Raw genomic sequence first — 20,003 nt, 5'->3', positions numbered from 1 at the left:
GCGGCGTTCCGGGGGGCGTCAGGCCAGGATCCCGGCGGGTGTTCCGAGCGGGAGCGGGTTCGGCGGCCGGGGGTCGTCGGGACCGGCCGGGAGCGGGGACCCCGCGGACGGGTTTCCGGCCGGGCCGGGCGTGGCGCGGGGGGTCGTCGAGCCGGGCGCCCGGGGAGCGTTCTGGGCACCGCGCACGCTGGTCGGACTGCCCCGTGGCTCGGCACAGTACGCCTTCTCGTTCACCGGGATCTGCTCGACCTCGTCCCCGGCCCGGTGCGGCGTGCCCTCGTACCCCGCGACGCAGGGGAACGGGTCGAAGAAGTTCAGCACCAGGCCGAGGTGCGCGGTGCCGTCGTCGGGCACCGCCGTGTAGGCGTTGGCCATCACGCCCGGATAGGTGACGAGCAGCTGCCGCAGGTTCGGCTGCCGGGGCTCCGCGATCCGCGAGACGGTCAGCAGGTTGGCGACCGTGGTCGACAGCCCGCCGCCGCTCTCCCGCAGCAGCGCCCGGATCTGGTCCCCGGCCGCGGGGGCGGTGTCGATCAGGCGCCGCAGGTCCGGGTCGGACTCCTTCAGCTGCTCGGCCAGCAGCTTCAGGCTCGAGCTGAAGTCGGCGAACCGGCCCGCGACCTCGTTCTGCGTGGTCAGTACCGTGCGGCCGTCGCGCAGCAGCGCGGTGGTCTGCGGCAGCGCGTCGGTCGCCGCCCGGGTGAACTCGCCGGTGGTGTCGAGCAGCTTCTGCAACGGCACGCCGCTCTGGGCGAAGCCCGTGCCCAGCTCGTCGACGACGGTGCGCAGGCTCTCCAGCGGGACCGAGCGCACGAACCCGTCGAGGCTCGTGACGACCTGGTCCACCTGCACCGGCACGCTCGTCCGGGACCGCGGGATGACCGAGCCGGAGACCAGGAGCGGGCCGGAGTCGCTGGCCGGCTGCAGGTCGACGTACTGCTCGCCGATCGCCGACAGGTTGCGCACCGCGGCGGTGAGGTCGGCCGGGATCCCCGGGCCCCCGCGCTCGAGATCGAGCTGCACGTCGACGCCGTCGGCGGTCAGGGTCAGCGGCCCGACCCGGCCCACGCTCACGCCCCGGTAGGTGACGTCGGCGCCGGTGAAGATGCCGCCGGAGTCGGCGAGCCGCATCGTGACCGGAGAGGTCGTGGCACCGAGGACCGCGCCGAGGTTCGCGTACCGGAAGCCGGTGTACCCGACGCCCAGCACGGTCACCACCAGCAGCGCGACGAGCTGCCACCGCATGGTCCGGGTGATCATCGGCCACCTCCGAGGAGTCCGCCGAGAAGGCCGCCGCCGCCCGGGTCGCCCGACTCGCCCGGGTCCCCGGAGCCGCCGAGGTCGCCGCTGCCGTAGGTCGGCGGCGTGGGCACCGCGCTCCCGGTCGGCGCGGTGGTCGGCGGCGGGTTCCCCGCGTCGCTTCGGCCGAGCGGCGTCGGCGCCGGGCCGAGCAGCGGCAGGGACGGCTGGTCCGGGTCGCCGCCGAGCAGCGGCGAGAGCAGCTGCCCGACGGGCGGGAGCTGGGTGAACAGCGGCGTGTCCGGCGTGGGGAACGCCTGGTTCGTGCGCAGCAGGTTGTCCAGCAGGGTCGAGGCGTCCAGGTCCGCCCGGACGTACAGGTTCGCGTAGTCCCCGGCGAACGCGTCGACCGCGGCGTCGGTGAACGGGAAGCTGCCGATCAGCTCCAGCGAGTTCGGCAGGTCCTGGCCGGACTCGGCGAGCTTCGACAACGTGGGCTGCAGGGCCCGCAGGTCGGCGAGGACGTCGTCCCGGCTGCGGTTGATCGTGTCCGTGGCGGTGCCGGAGAGCCGGTCGAGCGCCTTCAGCATGTCGACCAGCCGGCCGCGCTGGCGCTCCAGCTCGGCGAGGCCGGGCCCCAGGTCGTCCAGGGCGTTCTCGATCTGCGGCCGCCGGTCGTTCAGCGTGGCGGACAGCCGGTTGAGCCCGTCGAGGGCGCGGGTGATCTCGCCCTTGCGGTCGTCGAGCGCGCCGACGAGCGTGTCCAGGTTGTCGAGCAGCGCGCGGATCTGGGGCTCGCGCCCGTCGAGCGCCTTGTTCAGCTCGGTCGAGATGGTCTTGATCTGCGCGACGCCGCCGCCGTTGAGCAGCAGGGACAGCGCACCGAAGACCTCCTCGACCTCGACGGCGCGGCCCGCGCGCTCGATCGGGATGGTGGCCCCGTCGGCGAGCGTGCCGGTGCCGCCCCGGGCGGGCGCGGCCAGCTCCACGAACTTCTCGCCCAGGAGACTGGTGGTGCGCACCCGTGCCTCGGCGTCCGCCGGCAGCGTGACACCGCCGTTGACCGCCACCGTGACCCGCGCGTTCCAGGTCGCGGGGTCCACCTCGATGGACCGCACCGTGCCCACGCCGACGTCGGCGACCTTCACCAGGGACTGGGGCACGAGGTCGACGACGTCCGGGAACTCGATCGTCACGTCGTAGGGGTCGTCGCCGAGGTCGGCGCCACCGGGGAGCTCCACCCCGCGCAGCCCGCCGGCGAACACCCCGCAGCCGCTGAGCGCGACCGACGCGACGGTCACCAGGACCGCGACCCTGGCCGCGAGCCTCGTGCGCCTCACGACCCACCCCTTCACGACCCACCCCTTCACGACCCACCTCCGAAGAGCTCCGAGAAGAACCCGCCGATGCCGCCGGACTCCGGCTCGGCCGGGGCGGGAGCAGGGGTGGTCGGCGCCGCCGGGGCGGCACCGCCGCGGCCCGGGACCGACCGGGCCGGGTCCTCCGGCGCGGCCCCGTTCGGGGGGACGAGCGGGCTCGACGGGATCGCCAGGCCGGGGACGGGCGGGGTCCCGCCGCTGGTCACCGAGCCGAGGATCTGCGCCGGGGTCGGCAGCGTCCGCGCATCGGGCAGGGCGGTCCGGCACGTGGACGCGAAGTCCTCGAGCGCAGCGGGCGCGCCGGTCTGCAGCAGGTCGCAGAGGAAGTAGATCGGCGGCCGGCTCAGCTCGTTGACGTTCGCCCGGGTGTCGAGCGTGCCCGACGAGCCGTTGTAGGTGTTCGCCAGGTTCGAGATGCCGAGCGGCGCGACGTCGAGGATCTCCGTGAGCGCGCGCTGCTGGTCGACCAGCACCTGGGTGACGTCGGCGAGCCGGTCCACGTTCGAGTGGATCGTGTCCCGGTTGTCGCGGACGAACGCGGCGACGTCGCCGAGCGCGATCGACAGCTCCCGGATCGCCCCGCCCAGGTCCTCCCGCTCGCTCGCGAGGAACCCCGTGACGTCGGCGAGCCGGCCGTTGAACTCCTGCACCTTCGCGTCGTCCCGGGCGAGCGTCTCGGTGAACTTCTGCAGCTCGGTGACGGTGCCGAACAGGTCCTCGCTCGACCCGGCGAGGGTGGTGGACAGGTTGCCCAGGCCGCGGATCGTGTCGTTCAGTGCCTCCCCGTTGCCGGCCAGGTTCTGCGCGCCCACGTCGAGGACCTCCGACACCGCGCCGGTGGAGTTGGCGCCCTGCGGGCCGAGGGCCTGCGAGAGGTCCGTGGCCGCCTCGGCCAGGTCGTCGACGCCGAGCGGGACCGCGGTGCGCCCGAGCGGGATCGTCGCGCCGGGCTCGAGCTGCGGTGCGCCCTCGGGGACCGTCGGGAACAGCTGCACGTAACGGCCGGTGACCAGGCTCGGCGAGACGACCACCGCCTTGGCGTCGGGCGCGAGGTGCACGTCCGGGTCGGTGAGGGTCATCTCGACCTCGACCTGCGTACCCTGCGGGGTGATCGAGTCGATCCGGCCCACGGGCACGCCGAGCACGCGCACGTCGTTGTCCTCGAACAGGGCCGAGGCGTTCGTGAAGTAGGCCGTGATCTTCCGGCCGCCCCCGGTCCCGACCAGCCAGATGCCGGTGGCGACGAGCACCGCGACGATCGAGACGAGCGCGGTGACCTGCAGCGTCCTTCGGTCGTTCGCCCAGGACCCGCCCATCAGCAGCCTCCGGGGTTCAGCGGGAAGATCGTCGGGGTCGGGAGCAGCCCGCAGATGTAGTTGTCGAACCAGCGCCCGTTGCCGACGGCGTCGGTGAACAGCCGGACGAACACCGCCTCGCTCTTCAGCGTGTCGGCCAGGTCGTCCTGGTGGCGCTGCAGCACCTCGGTGACGCTGTCCAGCGTCTCGAGGGTGGGCCGCAGTTGGTCCTTGTTGTCCGCGACGAGCCCCGACAGCTGCTGCGAGAGCAGCCGGGTGCCGTCGAGCAGTCGGTCGATCGCGTCCTTGCGCTGCTGCAGCTCGGACAGCAGCAGGTTGCCGTCGGAGAGGAGCGTGTCGAGGTCGCCGCGGCGGTCCGCCAGGATCGACGACAGGTTCCGCGCCCCCGCCAGGAGCCGGCGGATCTGCTCGTCCCGGCCGGAGATCGTGGCCGACAGGCGGGACAGGCCGTCGAGCGTGCCGCGGACGTCGTCCGGGGTGTCCCGGAACGTCTCGGCGAGCGTGCGGAGGCTGTCCGCCAGCTGGTCCGTGTCGAGCTGGTCGATCGTGCCGGACAGCCCGTTGAACGCCTCGACGACGTCGAAGGGCGACAGCGTCCGCTCGCGCGGGATGGGCGTGCCGGGGTCGAGCTCCCGGTCACCCTGCGGGTCCAGGGCCAGGTACTTCGAGCCGAGCAGCGTGGCGATCTCGATCGACGCCGAGGTCCGGTCGCCGACCCAGGCGTCGTCGACCCGGAAGGCGACGTCGACGTGGTCCCCGTCGAGCTCCACCGACGCCACCCGGCCGACCTCGACGCCGGCCACGGTGACCCGGTCGTCGGCCTGCAGGCCGGCGGCCTCGCCGAACTCGGCGTGGTAGGTCGCGCCCCCGAAGATCACCGGGGCCTGGAAGGCGACGACCGCGAACACCGCGATCAGCACGAGGCCGGTGATCGCGAGCGGCACGGGGCGGCGCGCACCGGTGGGGGCCATCAGCGGCCACCTCCGATGGGCATCGGGCCGAAGAGCGGAAGGGCGGGAGCGGTCTCCGGCAGGCCGTCCGGCAGCACGCCGTCGACGAGCTGGTCCACCGCCGGCGGCACGCCCGGCACGAGCGGCGCCTGCCGGCCCTCGACGCCGTCGGGGTCGGCGCCGCACCGCGGGGCGTCGGACTTGAACACCGGGATCTCCTGGCGCGGGACGAGGTCGTCGAGCCCGACCGAGCCCGAGAGCCCGCACAGGTAGAACTGGAACCAGCTGCCGTAGCTCGCCGCCCGGCTGATCGTGTTCAGCTTGTACGGCGAGAGCTCCAGCAGGTGCTCCAGCGTCGGGCGGGCCTGGTCGAGCTGGCCGGCGAGGTCGCCGAGCGCCCGGATGTCCGCCTGCAGCGGCGGCCGGGCCTCCTCGACGAAGCCGCCGGTCACCTGCGTGAGGTCGGCGATCGAGGAGATCGCGTCGCCGATGGGCTCGCGGTCCCGGGCCAGCCCGGACACGAGCTGCTGCAACGAGGTGATCAGCTGGTTCAGGTTCTCGTCGTGGCTGTTCACGGTCTGCAGCACGCCGTCGAGGTTGTCGATCACCTGCCCGATCACCTGGTCGCGGTCGGCGATGGTGCTGGTCAGCGACGCCGTGCTGGCGAGCAGGCTGTCCACCGTTCCGCCCTCGCCCTGCAGGGTCGAGACGATCTCCTGGGACAGCGCGTTGACCTGCTCGGGGTCGAGGCCCTGGAACAGCGGCTTGAACCCGTTGAACAGGGTCGTCAGGTTCAGCGGCGGGCGGGTCTGCTGCACGGGGAGGGTGCCGCCCGGCTCCAGCGGGCCACCGCCGCCGGTGCCCTGCCCGAGGGCGAGGTAGCGCTGCCCGATGAGGTTCTTGTAGAGGATCGACGCCGTCGCGGAGGCCGGGACGGTCAGCGCCGAGTCCACGCTGAAGTCGACCCGGGCCTGCCGCCGGTCGACGATCTCGATCTCGTCCACGGACCCGACGACCACGCCGGCGATCCGGACGTCGTCGCCCTGGAGCAGGCCGTTGACGTCGGTGAAACGGGCCGAGTACGTCGTCGTGTCCCCGCCCTGGGCGTTCGCGATGGTCAGCGCGAGGACCGTGGTCCCCAGGGCCGTGACCAGCGCGAAGGCCAGGAACTTGGTGAGCGGTGCGACCGGGATGCGGCTCATGTGATCCGGACCTCCGTCCCGCGGTAGAGCGGGCCGACGAGCACGCTGCCCCAGCCCGGCACGGCGGCCGGCGTGGTCCCGGTGCGCGCCGCGACCAGCTCGGCGACCTGCTGCTGCTCACCTGGTGAGTTGGTGATGCCCATGTCGTACGACGCGGGCGTGGCGCCGGGCTTGCTGGTCGCGGTCCAGCTCTGCGACCCGTCGTCGGTGCCGTAGGTCTCCACGCCGAAGTCCTCCGGGTTGCCCATCGGGGTGCCGACCGGGGCCGGCGGTGCGACCGAGCCGTCCCGGAACGGGCCGTCCGGCGGGTACTGCGGCCCGGGCCTGATGATCGGGTAGCAGCGCGGGCCCCGGTCGTCGGAGTACGCGGGCTCGTCCTGGTCCGGGACGTACTTGCCGTTGCTCGCGACGATCTCCAGCGTGATGTGCACGCCGGGCTCGTCGGTGCTCTTGCCGAACACCTGGTCCAGGTACGGGATCAGCCGGCTGGCCTGCTGGAAGAAGCAGGGGAACTCCGGGGCGTAGCGCGCCAGGGTCTCCAGCGTCGGCCGGCTCGCAGGGGCCAGCCCGATCAGGTTGTCCTCGTTGGCGTCGAGGAAGGCCCGCAGGTCGTCCGACGCCCCGGTCACCGAGCGGTAGAGGTCGCGCAGGTCCTGCGACTGGTCGACGACCGTGCGGCTGGTGACCGTGAGGTCGTCGAGCGCGTCGAGCAGGTCCGGGGCGGAGTTCGACAGGTTCTCCGAGAAGTCCGCGAGCTGGGTGATGTCCTCCTGCAGGTCCGGGATGGCCGGCTGCAGTCCCGCGGTGAGGGTGCCGAGCTCCTCCAGCGTCCGCCCGAGCTGGTCGCCGCGCCCGGCGAGGCCCTGGGACAGCGCGCCGAGGGTGGTGGCGAGGTCCTGCGGCCGCACGGCCTGGAGCAGCGGGAGCAGGTCGTCGAGCACGCGCTCGACCTCGATGCCGGCCACGCTGCGGTCCTCGCGGATGGTGTCGTGAGCGGCGAGCCTCACCGTGCCCGGCTGCTCCGGCGGGACCAGGGACACGTACTTCTCACCGAAGAGCGTCTTGGGCAGCAGCCGCGCGGTGACGCCCTCCGGGATCCGGTCGATGAGGTCGGGGTTCATCGACAGGGTGATGGTGGCGCCGTCGCCGTCCGTGCTGATCCCCTCGACCGTGCCGACGATCAGCCCGCGGATCTTGACGTCCGCGCGCTCGTTCAGCTGCGTGCCGACGCGGTCGACCTTCAGCGTGACCGGGATGCCGGGGCGGAAGGCACCGGCGTACTGCGCCACGGCCAGCCCGATCAGCAACGCGATGACCAGGACGAAGACCACGCCGAGCGTGACCTTCCTCGGGTCCGTCCTCATGCAGCCTCCGCGGGAGCGAGTACGTCGCCGGAGGTCGTCATCCGGCCACCCGCACCGAGGTCGAGGTGCCGAACAGCACGACGGTGAGGAAGAAGTCGAGGATCGCCGTGCTGACGATCGAGAGCCGCACCGCCCGGCCGACGGCCACGCCGACCCCCGCCGGGCCGCCCTTGGCGTAGTAGCCGTAGTGGCAGTGGATGAGGATGACCACCGTCGCGAAGATGATCACCTTCAGGTACGAGGCGAGGATGTCCCCCGCGGGCAGGAAGAGATCGAAGTAGTGGTCGTACGTCCCGCCCGGTAGCCCGTTGATCAGCGTCACGTTGACCCGGGCCGCGGCGAAGCTCGCCAGCAGGCCGATCGTGTACATCGGGATCACCGCCAGGATCCCGGCGATCACGCGGGTGGTCACCAGGAACGGCACCGACGGCACCGCCATGACCTCGAGGGCGTCGACCTCCTCCGAGATCCGCATGGCGCCGAGCTGGGCGGTGAAGCCGGCGCCGAGGGTCGCGGTCAGCGCCGAGGCGGCGACCAGCGGGGCGATGTCGCGGGTGGTGAAGTAGGCGGTGATGAAGCCGGTCAGGGCCTCGACGCCGAGCGAGTCCAGGGCGCGGAAGCCCTGCAGGCCGACCAGCGAGCCGACGAAGAGCGACAGCGCCGCCATGACACCCGCGGTGCCCAGGATGACGATCAGGGCGCCGGAGCCGAAGCTGACCTCGGCCAGCAGCCGGAGGATCTCCTTCGGGTAGCGACGCAGCGTGCGCGGGACCCAGGCGACGGCACGGGCGTAGAGGCCGAGCTGCTCGCCCAGCTCCTCGAGCTGGTCGACCGGACGGCGCAGCAGGGTGCTGGCTCGGGCCACGTCAGATCCCCTTCGGCGGGACGAGCTCGAGGTAGAGCGCGGTGAGGACCAGGTTGATCAGGAACACCAGGACGAAGGAGAGGACGACGGACTGGTTCACCGCGTCGCCGACGCCCTTCGCGCCCGGGGGCGGGTTCAGCCCTCGGTAGGCCGCGACGACGCCGGCGGTGAAACCGAACAGCGCCGCCTTGACCTCGCTCACCACGATGTCGCTGACCTGCGCGATCGCCGAGAAGCTCGCGATGTACGCGCCGGGGGTGCCGCCCTGGATGATGACGTTGAAGAAGTAGCCGCCGCCGACCCCGACCACCGTGGCCAGGCCGTTGAGCACCACCGCCGTGGTGGCCATGGCGAGCACCCGCGGGACGACGAGGCGCTGGATCGGCGAGATGCCGAGCACCTCCATCGCCGCGATCTCCTCGCGGATGGTGCGGGCGCCGAGGTCGGCGCAGACCGCGCTGCCGCCGGCACCCGAGATGAGCAGCGCCGTGACGATCGGCGCCGCCTGCTGCACGATCGCCAGCACCGAACCGGCGCCGGTCTGGCTCTGCGCGCCGAACTGGCGGGTCAGCTCGGCGAGCAGCAGCGCGATCGTCGCGCCGAACGGGATCGTGAACAGCGCCGTGGGCAGCGCCGAGACCTTCGTGACGAACCAGGTCTGCTCGATGTACTCGCGCAGCTGGAAGGGCGGGCGGACGGTCTGTCTCACGACGTCGACGCCCAGCCCGAACAGGCGCCCGACGGGGGTGAGGGCGCGGGTCAGGGGACTGGGGCCGGCCTGGGGAGCGGACACGGCGGGGTCCTTGTCTCCACGGCAGTGGGAGCTGCGCGGGGCGGGAGAGCTGCGCGGGGGGGAGCAGGTTCGCGGGCGGGCGGTGGGGCCGTCCACCCGCGACGGGGCGGCGTTCGGGGTTAGCGGAAGTGGTGCCGGCCTGGCGCGGGGGCGCGGCTGGTCGGGTTCTGCTGAAGGTTCTGCTGCGGGGGTACGGGCTGCCCCAGCGGGGCGTCTTGCACCCGCGGAATACTCCGGGTCGGGGCGTCGGCGGTCGGGGCGTCGGCGGTCGGGGCGTCGGCGGTCGGGCTGTCGGCGGGCCGGGCGTCGGCGGACCGGGGCCGCCCGTAGGGCGCAGCGCCGACGGCCTGCCGGCGCTGCGGCTGCGGCGCCGCCTGCCCGCTCTCGGCCTGCGAGCGGCGGATCGCCTCCTGCGCGGCGGGCGGCAGGGTGTGCATCATCTCCGCCACCCGCTGCTGCCGGCGGGCCACGGCCTTGCGCACGGGCAGGCCCGCGGTCGCGTCGAGCTGGGGCTTGATCGGGGGCAGCCCGGACAGCTCGTCGACCTCGGCCATCTCCCGGGCCGCCTGGGCGGTGTCCTTCTCCTCCGACATGCCGATCGGGCCCTGCCGGCGGCCGTTGAGGAACTGCGCCACCACCGGGTCCTCGCTGGTCAGCAGCACCTCCCGCGGGCCGAACATCGCCAGGTGCTTGCGGTACAGCATCCCGATGTTGTCCGGCACCGTCTGCGCGGTGTTGATGTCGTGCGTGACGATCAGGAACGTGGAGTCCGTCTGCGCGTTCAGGTCGATGATCAGCTGGTTCAGGTAGGCCGTGCGCACGGGGTCGAGGCCGGAGTCCGGCTCGTCGAACAGAATGATCTCCGGGTCCAGCACCAACGCGCGGGCCAGCCCGGCCCGCTTGCGCATCCCGCCGGAGATCTCGCCCGGCAGCTTCTTCTCGTCGCCGGAGAGCCCGACCATCTCCATCTTCTCCGCGACGATGTCGCGGATCTGCGACTCGGACTTCTTCGTGTGCTCGCGCAGCGGGAAGGCGATGTTGTCGTAGAGGTTCATCGAGCCGAACAGGGCGCCGTCCTGGAACAGCACCCCGAACAGCTTGCGGATCTCGTAGAGCCGGTTCTCGCTGCACCGCACGAGGTCGGTGTCGTGGATGACGATCGAGCCCTTCTCCGGCTTGAGCAGCCCGATCAGCGACTTGAGGAACACGGACTTGCCCGTGCCGGAGGGGCCGAGCAGGACGCTGACCTCACCGGGCGGCAGCGTCAGCGTGACGTCCGACCAGATGTTCGCGCGCCCGAAGGACTTCGTCAGTCCCTCGACCTTCACCTCGACACCGGGCACGTCGCCTCCTCGCGCGCTCGAGCCTGCGCGACCGGCTCCCACCGGCGCACGCACTCGTCCTGGGGCGCCCAACGACGCCGCGACAGCCTGGTTACTACCGAGTAGTCGACGGCGGCGCCGCGGGTCCGTCCGTCCCTGAGAACGGCGGACACGCCCCGTGAACCAGGATCGACACACCGTCGTGGATCCTGAGTTCCGGGCCGCCCTACATCGCACTGTGTTACTCCGCACAGCCCCATACCGGTACAACCCGGCTCTCCGGGGCCGGATGGAGTGACCTGCGCCGATACCACTCGATCGGACTACGTGCCCCCGGTCGCCGGGGCGGTCGGGGACCCGCCCCCGTGCGGCAGCGGGCAGCCCGGCGGAAAGGTCCCGAGCTGCCGGACGTCGAAGCCGTCCGGGTAGCTGCGGATGCTCGGCAGGTCCCGCACGAACTTCGGGCGCGTGCGCACCCTCATCGCGCGCACCACCCGGCCGCGCAGCCGCAGCGCGGCCCGCGACAGCGCCTGGAACCAGCGCGGCGGGGCCTCGTACCGGAAGGCCTCCCGCAGGTGGGGGTCCATGAGCGAGCGGGAGAAGGCGTCGATCAGTGCCGCCGGCGCCTTGTCGTGGGGCGGGAAGGTGCACAGCAGGGCGAGCGTGGAGTCGGCGACGGCCCGGCCGCCCGGGTCGTAGCCGAAGCGTTCGCGCTCGTAGGCGTCGTGGACCTCGCAGAACTCCCGCCAGGTGGCCGGGATGCCCGTGATGCCCATGTGCCGGCCGAGCTCGCGGTAGTAGTTCGCGCTCGCGACCTTCTCCGTCTCGGAGAACGGCCGCCAGCCGTAGGCGTCCATCCACCGGATCGGCGAGACGACGAACGTGCAGAGCGTGTACCGCATGTCGTTGTTGCTGATGGGATAGCTGCGGTGCATCTGGTTCATCCGGCGGACGGCGTCCTTGCCGGTGCCGGTGAACCCGTGTTCGAGGACGGCCTCGAGGATCAGCCCCGTGTCGTCGTAGCGCTTCTGGACGCGCTCGGTGAACTCGCCGGTCTCCGCGAGGAGCTTCCCGATCGTCGGCACCGCGTACGTCCGGAACAGGGCGAACGAGAGCGCCTGGTTGATGTCCCAGGGGAACTCGTACAGCGACATGAGCCGGTAGATCTCGAGGTGGTCGGTCTCCGGGTCCAGCAGCTCGATCTCGCGGAGCCGGTCGTACCGCCCTGCGCGGGTCATCCCGCCAGCTCCAGCTGGTCCTCGGCGTGGAACTTCTCCTCCAGCGCCTCGGGCGAGGCGTCGACGTCGATCACGAGCAGGTCCGCGCCGCGGGCGGACTCGATCGCCCCGAGCCGGCGGCCCAGCTTGTCCATGGCGTACTCGGCCATCTCCGAGATGTCGACGCCGAAGGGCGGCTCTGATGTGCCTGCAGAACCCTCGTACTTGTCGAAGGTCGCGGTGACCACGCCCATCGCCGGGACCATCAGCTCCTGCATCCGCTCGTCGACGACGGCGAACATGGCGTCGTCGGCGGCGACGTGGCGGCGGCAGGTGAAGGTGCCCCAGGCCATGTGGCGGCGCTCGTCGTCGCCGATGTGCTTGATCACCTTCTGGATGCCGGGCAGGATGCCGCGGCTCGCACACACCTTCTGCCAGGCGAAGTAGCCGGTCAGTGCGAGGGTGCCCTCGACGATGTGGTTGTAGGTCACCGAGGCGCGGACCTGGTTGCGCGGGCTCGGGTCGTGCTGCAGCGCGTACAGGCTGTCCGGCAGCTGCCTGGTGAAGATCTCCATGTACGCGTCGTTGAACTCGATGTACTCGTGGAGGTCCCCGGTCATCCCGACGGCGTCGAACCACAGCCGGAAGGCCTGCGTGTGCTTGGCCTCCTCGTACACGAACTGGGTCAGGTACATCTCGTCGGCGAACCGGCCCTCCGCGGCCATCGCGGCGACGAAGGGCTGCAGGTCCTGGGTCACCGACTCCTCGCCCGCCAGGAACTGCGCCGCGAGCGCGCAGGTCCACCACCGCTCGTCGTCCGTCATGGCCGCGAAGTCCTTCGCGTCCTGCGCGAAGTCGATGTCCGCCGGGTTCCAGTGCTTCGCGTTCCCCTTGGTGAACAGGCGGAGCGGGAAGGACTCCTGCTTCAGCCCGCCCGCGTCCAGCGAGGCGAACCCGTCCCGCTTGCCGTGCTCGATCGTGCGCATGTCGGCTCCTTCGCCTCGAGGCTCGTCGTGGTGGGTCGGGTGGGCGGTCAGAAGCGGACGAGGCCCCGGATGTTGCGGCCGGACCGCATGTCCTCGTAACCCTCGTTCACCTGGTCGAGGGTGTACTCCTTGGTGACCAGCTCGCGGAGCTTGAGCCGGCCGAGGTTGTGCAGCTCGAGCAGGCGCGGCACGTCGTGCTGGCCGTTGGAGCTGCCGAACAGCGCGCCGCGGATCTGCTTCTCGTAGAGCGTGAGCTCGAGCAGGGACAGGCTCGCCTGCTCCTGCTCCGCCGTGCCCAGCGCGGTCACGACGACCCGGCCTCGCTTGCCGACCAGCTGCAGCGCCGGCTGCAGGTCCTCTCCCTCGGCGACACCGGTGGTGAGGATCGCGGCGTCGGCGAGCTGACCGCGGGTGAGCTCGGAGATCAGCGGCCACGCCTCGTCGATGCTCGCTGCGGTGTGCGTGGCGCCCAGTTCCCGCGCCTTCTCCCGCTTGAACTCGACCGGGTCCACCGCTACGACGTACCGGCAGCCCGCGTTGACCGCGCCCTGCACGGCGTTGGCGCCGATCCCGCCGATGCCGATGACGACGGCCGCGTCGCCGGCTCGAAGGTCCGCGGTGCGGACGGCCGAGCCGAACCCGGTGGTGACGCCGCAGCCGACCAGCGCGGCCAGCTCGAGCGGGAAGCCCGCGTCGATCCGCACGACGGACTTCACCGGCACCACGGTGTGCTGGCTGAACGTGCCGAGCAGGCACATCTGCCCGACGTCCTCGCCGCGCGCGTGGAAGCGGTGGGTGCCGTCCAGCTTGGGGGCCGAGGGTGGCGCCCGCGCCGTCGTCGCACAGGCTCGTCATGCCGCGGACGCAGTACGAGCAGCGCCCGCAGCTGGGCAGGAAGGTCAGGACGACCGGGTCGCCGACCTCCACCTCGGTCACGCCCGGGCCGACCTCGCGCACGCGCCCGGCGCCCTCGTGCCCGCCCACCATCGGATAGGCGACGGGGAGGTCGCCGGTCACCAGGTGCTCGTCGGAGTGGCAGAGACCGGACGCCGCCAGCTCGACCAGGACCTCACCCGGACCGGGCGGGTCGAGCTCGACCTCCTCGACCTCCCACGTGCCACCCAGTTCCCACAGCACCGCTGCTCGGGTCTTCATGAGCGTCGATCATGACCCGCGTCACGCCGGACCACAGCGGGCCGCGTGTTCCCACCCTGTCCCCCGCGTGCCAACCCCCGACTCGCCGAACCCCACAGCGCGACTCGCGGAAACCCACAGCGCGACTCGCGGAACTGGAAGCCCCCATTCCGCGAGTCGGGGTCTGGTCTTCCGCGAGTCGGGGTCTGGGCTTCCGCGAGTCGGGGTCTGGGCTTCCGCGAGTCGGGGTCTGGGCTTCCGCGAGTCGGGAGATCAGGCGGGGGACAGGGGGAGGGTGAGGCGGGCGACCAGGCCCCCGCCCGCGCGCGGGAGCAGGGTGAGCTCGCCGTTCATCGCCCCCACCAGCGCCTCCACGATCCACAGCCCCAGCCCCGCGGTGCCGCGCCGCTCCCCCAGGGCCACGCCCTTGGCCGTCACCAGGCCCTCCTGGCCGGGCGGCAGACCGGGGCCCCGGTCGCGCACCTCGGCGACCAGGGTGCCGTCGGCGTGGGCGAGGTCCAGCTCCACCGGTTCCTCCCCGCTGTGCCGGGCGGCGTTCTCCACGAGGTTGGTGAGCACCCTGCGCAGCCGCTGCGGGTCGCAGCGCACGGCCGCGCCGACCGGCGCCACCGCGATCCGACGACGGCCGGGCGCGACGGCGGCCGCGTCGAGCACGACCTCGGCCAGCTCGGCCAGCACCACCCGCCGGTCGGTGACCCGGCCCAACGGGCTGCCGTCCCGCACGGCCAGGTCGGCGAGGCCCTCGAGCATGTCCTGCAGGTGGACCGCGTGCTCGGCGAGCAGCCGGGTCGCCGTGCGCGCGGCCTCGGGCGAGAGGGCCCCCTTCGCGAGATCGGTGGTGAGCGCGGTCAGCGAGGCGACGGGCGTGCGGAACTCGTGCAGCACCACGCGCACCCCGTCGAGCCGCGCCTGCTGCGCCGCGACCAGCCTGGCCCGCAGCTCGCGCTCCGAGAGGAACTTCTCGTGCTCCGCGGCCGCCCGCGCCCGGGAGTCCGCGGCCTCCTGCAGCTGCCGCTCCAGCATCCGCACCAGCACCCCGACCAGCACCGCGCCGGCGACGAGGAACCCGCTCCACCACGCACCCGTCAGCAGCCGCTCGGCCACGGGCACGGCGGGATCCGAGCCCAGCAGGCACGCGACCGTGAACCCGATCCCGACACCGAGCGCGCCGAGCCGGCCCAGTACCGGCCCACTGCGCAGCGACATCGCGATCGCGATCAGCGGCAGCACGGCGACGAAGATGCTGTCCGCTCCCCCGGTGAGCCCGCAGGCCACCAGGACCAGCACGCCGTCGACCACCGTGATCACCGCGGGCCGGACGGGCAGCTGCCACTCCGCCCACTCGGCCACCACGAGCGCGGTCGCGTAGAGCGCCGTGCCGACCACGATGCCCCACACCACGAGCGGCCGACCCCGCGCGAGCTCGGGTCCGACCGCGAGCGCCAGGCCCACGGCGACCACGACGATCGCGCGGATGACCACCGCGGCCCGCTCCTCGGCCGAGTCGGAGCGCCGCGACCAGGGGTCCCAGTGCGGGGCGCCCGGATCCCCCACCGCCTCCGCGACCGGGGCCGTCCCGCCTGTGCTCGGGCTCGTCACCGGGCCTCCCGTCGCCGTCGGTGCAGGTCGCGAGATCCCGGAGACTACGTCCGTTTAGGCTCCGGTCCGTGCAGGAGGGGCCCCACACCGTCGTCATCGTCGACGACCACGCGCTGTTCGCCCAGGGCCTGGCCCTCCTGCTCGAGTCCCGGGCGGGCGACACCTTCCGGGTCGCCGGGGCCGCCACCGCCGGCGAGGAGGCGGTCGCGCTCGTCGGGAGGAACCGCGCGGACATCGCCGTCGTGGACCTCGCACTGCCACCGCTCGGCGGGGTCGAGACCATCCGTCGGATCAAGGCGGCCTACCCCGCGACGAAGGTGCTCGCCCTGTCCGGCACCGAGGACCTCGACCTGGCCGCGGCCGCGCTGCGCGCCGGCGCCGACGGCTACCTCGGCAAGTCGGCCGATCCGGCCGTGCTGGTCGCGCCGCTGCTGTCGCTGCTCGCCGGGGTGAAGGTCGTGCGCGGCGAGCTGCTCGGCGCGCTGCTGGCCTCCGCGGACCGCACCGCGGACGGCCTGCTCGACACCTTGTCCGAGCGGGACGTCGAGCTGTGGCGACTGCTGGCCCGCGGGCTGGAGACCAGCGAGATCGCCCGGCCCATGCTGGTCAGCGAGCGCACGGCGAAGCGGATGATCGCCTCACTGCTGCACAAGCTCGGCGCGGCGAACCGGATCGAGGCGGCCGCGCTGGCCGGCCGGGCGGGCCTGCTCGACGAGCAGCCCTGACGTCGGGCGGGACGGTCCGTGCGGGCCAGCCGTGGCCCGGCGGGGGAGTCCCCCGCACCGCCCGACCGGGCCAGACTCCCCGTCGAGCGAGCGAGAGGGGCTGCGACGTGGCGGCATTCCAGAACGAGGCCGAGGTGTACGAGTACCTGGGCGAGGTCTTCCGGCTGGGCCTGGAGGACCCGGCGCTGGTCGAGAAGCTGAGGCCGTCCGGGGTCGTCCTGCGCATCACCTACACCGACCCCGACGCCGTGCTCACCGTGGACATGCCGAACGCGCAGATCCACGAGGGCGCGGGCTCCGGGCCCGAGCCCGACGTCGAGCTGTTCATGAGCGCCGACACCGGCAACCGGTTCTGGCTCGGCAAGGTCGTGCTGCCCGTCGCGCTGGCCAAGGGCCAGGTCCGCGCGAAGGGCCCGGTCGCCAAGTTGCTCACGGTGCTGCCGCTGGCAAAGGGCCTGTTCGGGCCGTACAAGGCGATGCTCGGGGAGAAGGGCCGCAGCGACCTGCTGGCCGCGTGACCCTGCCCGGGTAGCTCGATCCGGTGAGGTCCGCGCTCCTGGCGGTGTCCGGACCTCACCGGAGATCGATACTCGCTGCGGGTCCGCCCCACCCCGGGCCCGTCGGGAGGCGCGGCGTGAGCGAGCGGACGGAGTCGGGCGAGCGGACCTCGAGCGGGCTGCCCGAGATCCTCAACATCGACGTCCAGATGTGGACCTCGCTGCGCGGCCGGCTCCACGACTTCACCACCGTGGTGTGCGACGCCCCCGACCCCGCCCCCCGCGACGCCGACGAGTGGCACCGCTGGGCCACGGAGTACCTGCAGGTCGTGGCGGACGAGGACGGGTGGCAGCCCGGGCGGTACTACTACCGCGCGGAGATCCGGGACGACACGGACCGCACCGCCGAGGTGCTCATGCAGAACCACTGGGAGTACCGGACCTGAGCCGGCGCAGCGTGGGCCCGGCCCGTTGTGGCCGCGCCGCTGCCTTCTCGAGCCGGCGCAACAGTGTCCGCACGTCCCCCCAGGGCGTCGCCGCGTAGCGCGGCCGCTCCCGCAGCGAGCGGCTGTCCGCGCCGTAGCGCGGCGCGAGGAGCGCGATGAGGACCAGGACCGAGACCAGGATCGTCGCTGTCATGCCCCCACTCTGGCAGTATTGGCCTCGTTCTCCATGGCCAATCTCGAGGAGGTGGACTTGTGGCCCCCTCGGACCCCGGATCCCGCCGGATCGGCGGTGCGAGCTTCGCTCGCCTGCTCGGCCGGTGGCGGCCGGACGACCGGCGCGGCCTCGCCGCCGCCCTGACCGAGCGCGTCCGGCTCCTCGTCCTGGACGGCCGGCTGCCACTCGGCACCCGGATTCCGGCCGAGCGCGAGCTCGCCGGCGCCCTCGACGTCAGCCGGACGACGGTGGCCGCGGCCTACGAGGCCCTGCGCGCCGACGGGTTCCTCGAGAGCCGCCGCGGCTCGGGCAGCTGGACCCGCGTGCCCGGCCCGACCGGCGGGACGACGCCCGAGACCCCGTTCTCGCCGCTCGCGGGCGGCGGCCTCACCGATCTCGCGCACGCCGCGCTGCCCGCTCCCACGGACGCGATCCGGCGGGCTGCGGCGGCCGCCGTCACCGAGCTCGACGGGCAGATCGGCGGCCACGGCTACACCCTCGCCGGGATCCCGGTGATGCGGGAGGCCGTGGCGCGGCGCTTCACCGAGCGCGGCGTGCCGACCGCCCCCGAGCAGATCCTGGTCACCTCCGGCGCGCAGCACGCGATCGCGCTGGTCCTCACGCTGCTCGCGGGCCCGGGCGACCGCGTCCTGGTCGAGCACCCCACCTACCCGAACGCGCTCGACGCCATCCGCGGCCGCGGCGCCCGGCCGGTCCCCGTGCCGCTCGGTCCCGACGGCCGGGAGCCGGCGTGGGACCTCGACCTGCTGACCGCCACCGTCCGGGACACCCGTCCCGCCCTCTGCTACCTGGTGCCGGACTTCCACAACCCGACCGGCGCGGTGATGCCGCCGGAGGTCCGCTCGGGGGTGGTCGAGCTGGCGCGGCGGACCCGCACCCCGCTCGTCGTCGACGAGACCCTGACCGAGCTGCCCCTGGACGTGCCGGCCCCGGAACCGGTCGTCCGGCACGCGCCCGACTCGCCCCTGCTGATCACGATCGGCTCGGCGAGCAAGGTGTTCTGGGGCGGGCTGCGGATCGGCTGGATCCGCACCTCGGCGTCGCTGGTGCGACGACTCGCCGCCCTGCGGCCGTCGATCGACCTCGGCGGGGCGGTGCTCGACCAGCTCGTCACGGCCCGGCTGCTCGGCGAGGTCGACGCGGTCGTGGCCGAGCGGCAGGAGACGCTGCGCGCCGCCCGCGCCGACCTCCGCCGCCGGCTCGCCGAGGCCTTCCCGCAGTGGCGGCCCAACGACCCGGCGGGCGGGCTGAGCTTGTGGGTCGACCTGGGCGAACCGGTGTCCAGCCTGCTCACCGGCGCCGCCCGACGGCACGACGTCCTGCTGGCCGCCGGACCCCGCTTCGGCGTCGACGGCGCGTTCGAGCGGTACATCCGGCTGCCGTACACCCTGCGACCCGAGCCCGCCGCGGCCGCGCTCGAACGACTCACCGCGGCCTGGCAGGGTCTGCGGCACCAGCCCGACGGCGCCGGGGCGGACCAGATCGCCGTGGCCTAGCCGGGACGGCGTCCTGTGGCCTGGGCCGCAGACCCGTGGGCCGCGGACCCGTAGAGTCCTGAACGATCGATCGATGAGGAGGACGGAAGTGGGCACTCGCAGCGGACCCCTCGCGGGCGTACGGGTCGTCGAGCTCGCCGGTATCGGACCGGGGCCGCACGCCGCGATGATCCTGGGCGACCTGGGCGCCGAGGTGGTCCGGGTCGACCGGCCGGGCGGGAGCAACGGGAGCCCCGTCGACCCGGCCGCGCGGGGACGCAGGCGCGTCGCCGCCGACCTGAAGACACCGGAGGGTCGGGAGACGCTGCTGCGGCTCGTCGAGAAGGCGGACGTGCTGATCGAGGGCTATCGGCCCGGCGTCACGGAGCGGCTCGGCGTCGGCCCGGCCGACTGCCACGCGCGCAACCCGAAGCTCGTGTACGGCCGTATGACCGGCTGGGGCCAGGACGGGCCGATGGCTGCCCGTGCCGGGCACGACATCAACTACATCTCGCTCACCGGCGCGCTGCACGCCATCGGTCGCGGGAACGGCGAGCGGCCGGTCCCGCCGCTCAACCTGGTCGGGGACTTCGGCGGCGGCTCCATGCTGCTCGTCGTCGGCGTGCTCGCCGCCCTGTACGAGGCCCGCGGCTCGGGCGAGGGCCAGGTCGTCGACGCCGCGATGGTGGACGGCGCGAGCCTCCTGCTACAGATGATGTGGGGAATGCTCGGCGCGAAGGTGTGGCAGGACGCCCCGTCCACCAACCTGCTTGACGGCGGCGCCCCCTTCTACGACACCTACACCTGCGCGGACGGGCGGTTCGTCGCCGTCGGCGCCCTGGAGCCGCAGTTCTACGCCGAGCTGCTCAAGGGCCTGGAGATCGACCCGGCCGACCTGCCGCCACAGGGCGAGGCGCAGTCTTGGCCGGTTCTGCGGGCCCGCTTCACCGACGTGTTCAAGACCAGGACGCGGGACGAGTGGGCGGCGGTCTTCGACGGCAAGGACGCGTGCGTCACCCCCGTGCTCTCCTTCGGAGAGGTGGCCGAACACCCGCACATGGCGGCTCGGAACACGATCGTCAGCCCGGACGGCGTGCCACAGGCCGCCCCGGCCCCGCGCTTCTCCCGCACCGGGACCGAGGTGCAGAGCCGACCCACGGACGTCGAGCCGGTCGACGACGTCCTCGCCGACTGGAGCTGAGAATGCCGAACGCCCCCTCTCGTTCCCGGGAGGGGGC

At 73.1% G+C, this 20,003-nt stretch carries 19 protein-coding genes and 1 pseudogene; 5 read left to right on the top strand and 15 right to left on the bottom strand.

Annotated elements, in window-relative coordinates; genetic code table 11:
* Positions 1–18 precede the first annotated feature (18 nt).
* The 14 genes and pseudogenes from ACL02T_RS18225 to ACL02T_RS18160 all read right to left on the bottom strand — a co-directional run bounded on the left by ACL02T_RS18225 (position 19) and on the right by ACL02T_RS18160 (position 15,387).
* Positions 19–1,260, bottom strand: coding sequence for an MCE family protein (locus ACL02T_RS18225; RefSeq protein WP_412831917.1), 1,242 nt, complete (start codon positions 1,258–1,260; stop codon positions 19–21).
* On the bottom strand, positions 1,257–2,579 hold the full coding sequence (locus tag ACL02T_RS18220; RefSeq protein WP_412831916.1) for an MCE family protein: 1,323 nt from the start codon (positions 2,577–2,579) through the stop codon (positions 1,257–1,259). The genes ACL02T_RS18225 and ACL02T_RS18220 overlap by 4 nt, the downstream gene beginning before the upstream one ends.
* Before the next feature lie 26 nt (positions 2,580–2,605).
* The gene (locus ACL02T_RS18215) at positions 2,606–3,934 is read right to left on the bottom strand and encodes an MCE family protein (protein WP_412831915.1); all 1,329 of its coding nucleotides are present in this window, start codon (positions 3,932–3,934) and stop codon (positions 2,606–2,608) included.
* On the bottom strand, positions 3,934–4,905 hold the full coding sequence (locus ACL02T_RS18210; protein ID WP_412831914.1) for an MCE family protein: 972 nt from the start codon (positions 4,903–4,905) through the stop codon (positions 3,934–3,936). Before ACL02T_RS18210 ends, ACL02T_RS18215 begins: the two co-directional genes overlap by 1 nt.
* Positions 4,905–6,086: an MCE family protein gene (locus ACL02T_RS18205; protein WP_412831913.1), complete on the bottom strand. Its 1,182-nt coding sequence runs from the start codon at positions 6,084–6,086 to the stop codon at positions 4,905–4,907. The genes ACL02T_RS18210 and ACL02T_RS18205 overlap by 1 nt, the downstream gene beginning before the upstream one ends.
* Positions 6,083–7,450, bottom strand: coding sequence for an MCE family protein (locus ACL02T_RS18200; RefSeq protein WP_412831912.1), 1,368 nt, complete (start codon positions 7,448–7,450; stop codon positions 6,083–6,085). Before ACL02T_RS18200 ends, ACL02T_RS18205 begins: the two co-directional genes overlap by 4 nt.
* A gap of 37 nt (positions 7,451–7,487) precedes the next feature.
* Positions 7,488–8,315, bottom strand: coding sequence for an MlaE family ABC transporter permease (locus ACL02T_RS18195; protein WP_412831911.1), 828 nt, complete (start codon positions 8,313–8,315; stop codon positions 7,488–7,490).
* 1 nt (position 8,316) lies between these two features.
* Positions 8,317–9,108, bottom strand: a complete 792-nt coding sequence (locus ACL02T_RS18190; protein WP_412831910.1) for an MlaE family ABC transporter permease — start codon at positions 9,106–9,108, stop codon at positions 8,317–8,319.
* Positions 9,109–9,227: 119 nt separating this feature from the next.
* Positions 9,228–10,451, bottom strand: a complete 1,224-nt coding sequence (locus tag ACL02T_RS18185; RefSeq protein WP_412831909.1) for an ABC transporter ATP-binding protein — start codon at positions 10,449–10,451, stop codon at positions 9,228–9,230.
* Positions 10,452–10,753: 302 nt separating this feature from the next.
* The gene (locus tag ACL02T_RS18180) at positions 10,754–11,668 is read right to left on the bottom strand and encodes an oxygenase MpaB family protein (protein ID WP_412831908.1); all 915 of its coding nucleotides are present in this window, start codon (positions 11,666–11,668) and stop codon (positions 10,754–10,756) included.
* Positions 11,665–12,633: a R2-like ligand-binding oxidase gene (locus ACL02T_RS18175; protein ID WP_412832026.1), complete on the bottom strand. Its 969-nt coding sequence runs from the start codon at positions 12,631–12,633 to the stop codon at positions 11,665–11,667. Before ACL02T_RS18175 ends, ACL02T_RS18180 begins: the two co-directional genes overlap by 4 nt.
* A 47-nt stretch (positions 12,634–12,680) precedes the next feature.
* Positions 12,681–13,391 carry a zinc-binding dehydrogenase gene (locus ACL02T_RS18170; RefSeq protein ID WP_412831907.1) on the bottom strand — a complete coding sequence of 237 codons (711 nt, stop codon included), beginning with the start codon at positions 13,389–13,391 and terminating at the stop codon, positions 12,681–12,683.
* 115 nt (positions 13,392–13,506) lie between these two features.
* Positions 13,507–13,788 (bottom strand): annotated as a pseudogene (locus tag ACL02T_RS18165) (alcohol dehydrogenase catalytic domain-containing protein); the annotation flags it as partial.
* A gap of 252 nt (positions 13,789–14,040) precedes the next feature.
* Positions 14,041–15,387 carry a sensor histidine kinase gene (locus ACL02T_RS18160; RefSeq protein ID WP_412831906.1) on the bottom strand — a complete coding sequence of 449 codons (1,347 nt, stop codon included), beginning with the start codon at positions 15,385–15,387 and terminating at the stop codon, positions 14,041–14,043.
* A gap of 68 nt (positions 15,388–15,455) precedes the next feature.
* Here ACL02T_RS18160 and ACL02T_RS18155 point away from each other — a divergent pair, with 68 nt between their 5' ends.
* The 3 genes from ACL02T_RS18155 (at position 15,456) to ACL02T_RS18145 (ending at position 17,055) form a co-directional block, all read left to right on the top strand.
* Positions 15,456–16,112 carry a response regulator gene (locus ACL02T_RS18155; RefSeq protein WP_412831905.1) on the top strand — a complete coding sequence of 219 codons (657 nt, stop codon included), beginning with the start codon at positions 15,456–15,458 and terminating at the stop codon, positions 16,110–16,112.
* A gap of 107 nt (positions 16,113–16,219) precedes the next feature.
* Positions 16,220–16,630 carry a sterol carrier protein gene (locus ACL02T_RS18150; protein WP_412831904.1) on the top strand — a complete coding sequence of 137 codons (411 nt, stop codon included), beginning with the start codon at positions 16,220–16,222 and terminating at the stop codon, positions 16,628–16,630.
* Between the two features lie 116 nt (positions 16,631–16,746).
* A complete protein-coding gene (locus ACL02T_RS18145) occupies positions 16,747–17,055 on the top strand; it encodes a hypothetical protein (RefSeq protein WP_412831903.1) in 309 nt (102 codons plus the stop codon).
* Here the strand turns inward: ACL02T_RS18145 and ACL02T_RS18140 are convergent.
* Entirely contained in the window at positions 17,024–17,248 is a 225-nt protein-coding gene (locus tag ACL02T_RS18140) for a hypothetical protein (RefSeq protein WP_412831902.1), read from the bottom strand. The genes ACL02T_RS18145 and ACL02T_RS18140 overlap by 32 nt on opposite strands.
* A 59-nt stretch (positions 17,249–17,307) precedes the next feature.
* Between ACL02T_RS18140 and yczR the strand changes: the two genes are divergently transcribed.
* Together yczR and ACL02T_RS18130 are read left to right on the top strand one after the other, a co-directional pair.
* Positions 17,308–18,786: a MocR-like transcription factor YczR gene (gene yczR / locus ACL02T_RS18135; protein WP_412831901.1), complete on the top strand. Its 1,479-nt coding sequence runs from the start codon at positions 17,308–17,310 to the stop codon at positions 18,784–18,786.
* An 88-nt stretch (positions 18,787–18,874) separates the two neighbouring features.
* The gene (locus ACL02T_RS18130) at positions 18,875–19,966 is read left to right on the top strand and encodes a CaiB/BaiF CoA transferase family protein (RefSeq protein WP_412831900.1); all 1,092 of its coding nucleotides are present in this window, start codon (positions 18,875–18,877) and stop codon (positions 19,964–19,966) included.
* The last annotated feature ends 37 nt before the right edge of the window (positions 19,967–20,003 follow it).

It is taken from the genome of Pseudonocardia oceanicola (assembly GCF_047200735.1).
Taxonomy (GTDB): Bacteria; Actinomycetota; Actinomycetes; order Mycobacteriales; family Pseudonocardiaceae; genus Pseudonocardia.
Note: the sequence above shows the minus strand (reverse complement) of the source record. Positions and strands in the feature narration are given on the sequence as shown.

Coding starts and splice junctions, on each gene's coding strand:
- ACL02T_RS18170 (WP_412831907.1), bottom strand. CDS start 13,391: ATGTGCCTGCTCGGCACGTTCAGCCAGCACACCGTGGTGCCGGTGAAG.
- ACL02T_RS18225 (WP_412831917.1), bottom strand. CDS start 1,260: ATGATCACCCGGACCATGCGGTGGCAGCTCGTCGCGCTGCTGGTGGTG.
- ACL02T_RS18140 (WP_412831902.1), bottom strand. CDS start 17,248: ATGACAGCGACGATCCTGGTCTCGGTCCTGGTCCTCATCGCGCTCCTC.
- ACL02T_RS18200 (WP_412831912.1), bottom strand. CDS start 7,450: ATGAGGACGGACCCGAGGAAGGTCACGCTCGGCGTGGTCTTCGTCCTG.
- ACL02T_RS18210 (WP_412831914.1), bottom strand. CDS start 4,905: ATGGCCCCCACCGGTGCGCGCCGCCCCGTGCCGCTCGCGATCACCGGC.
- ACL02T_RS18215 (WP_412831915.1), bottom strand. CDS start 3,934: ATGGGCGGGTCCTGGGCGAACGACCGAAGGACGCTGCAGGTCACCGCG.
- ACL02T_RS18175 (WP_412832026.1), bottom strand. CDS start 12,633: ATGCGCACGATCGAGCACGGCAAGCGGGACGGGTTCGCCTCGCTGGAC.
- ACL02T_RS18205 (WP_412831913.1), bottom strand. CDS start 6,086: ATGAGCCGCATCCCGGTCGCACCGCTCACCAAGTTCCTGGCCTTCGCG.
- ACL02T_RS18180 (WP_412831908.1), bottom strand. CDS start 11,668: ATGACCCGCGCAGGGCGGTACGACCGGCTCCGCGAGATCGAGCTGCTG.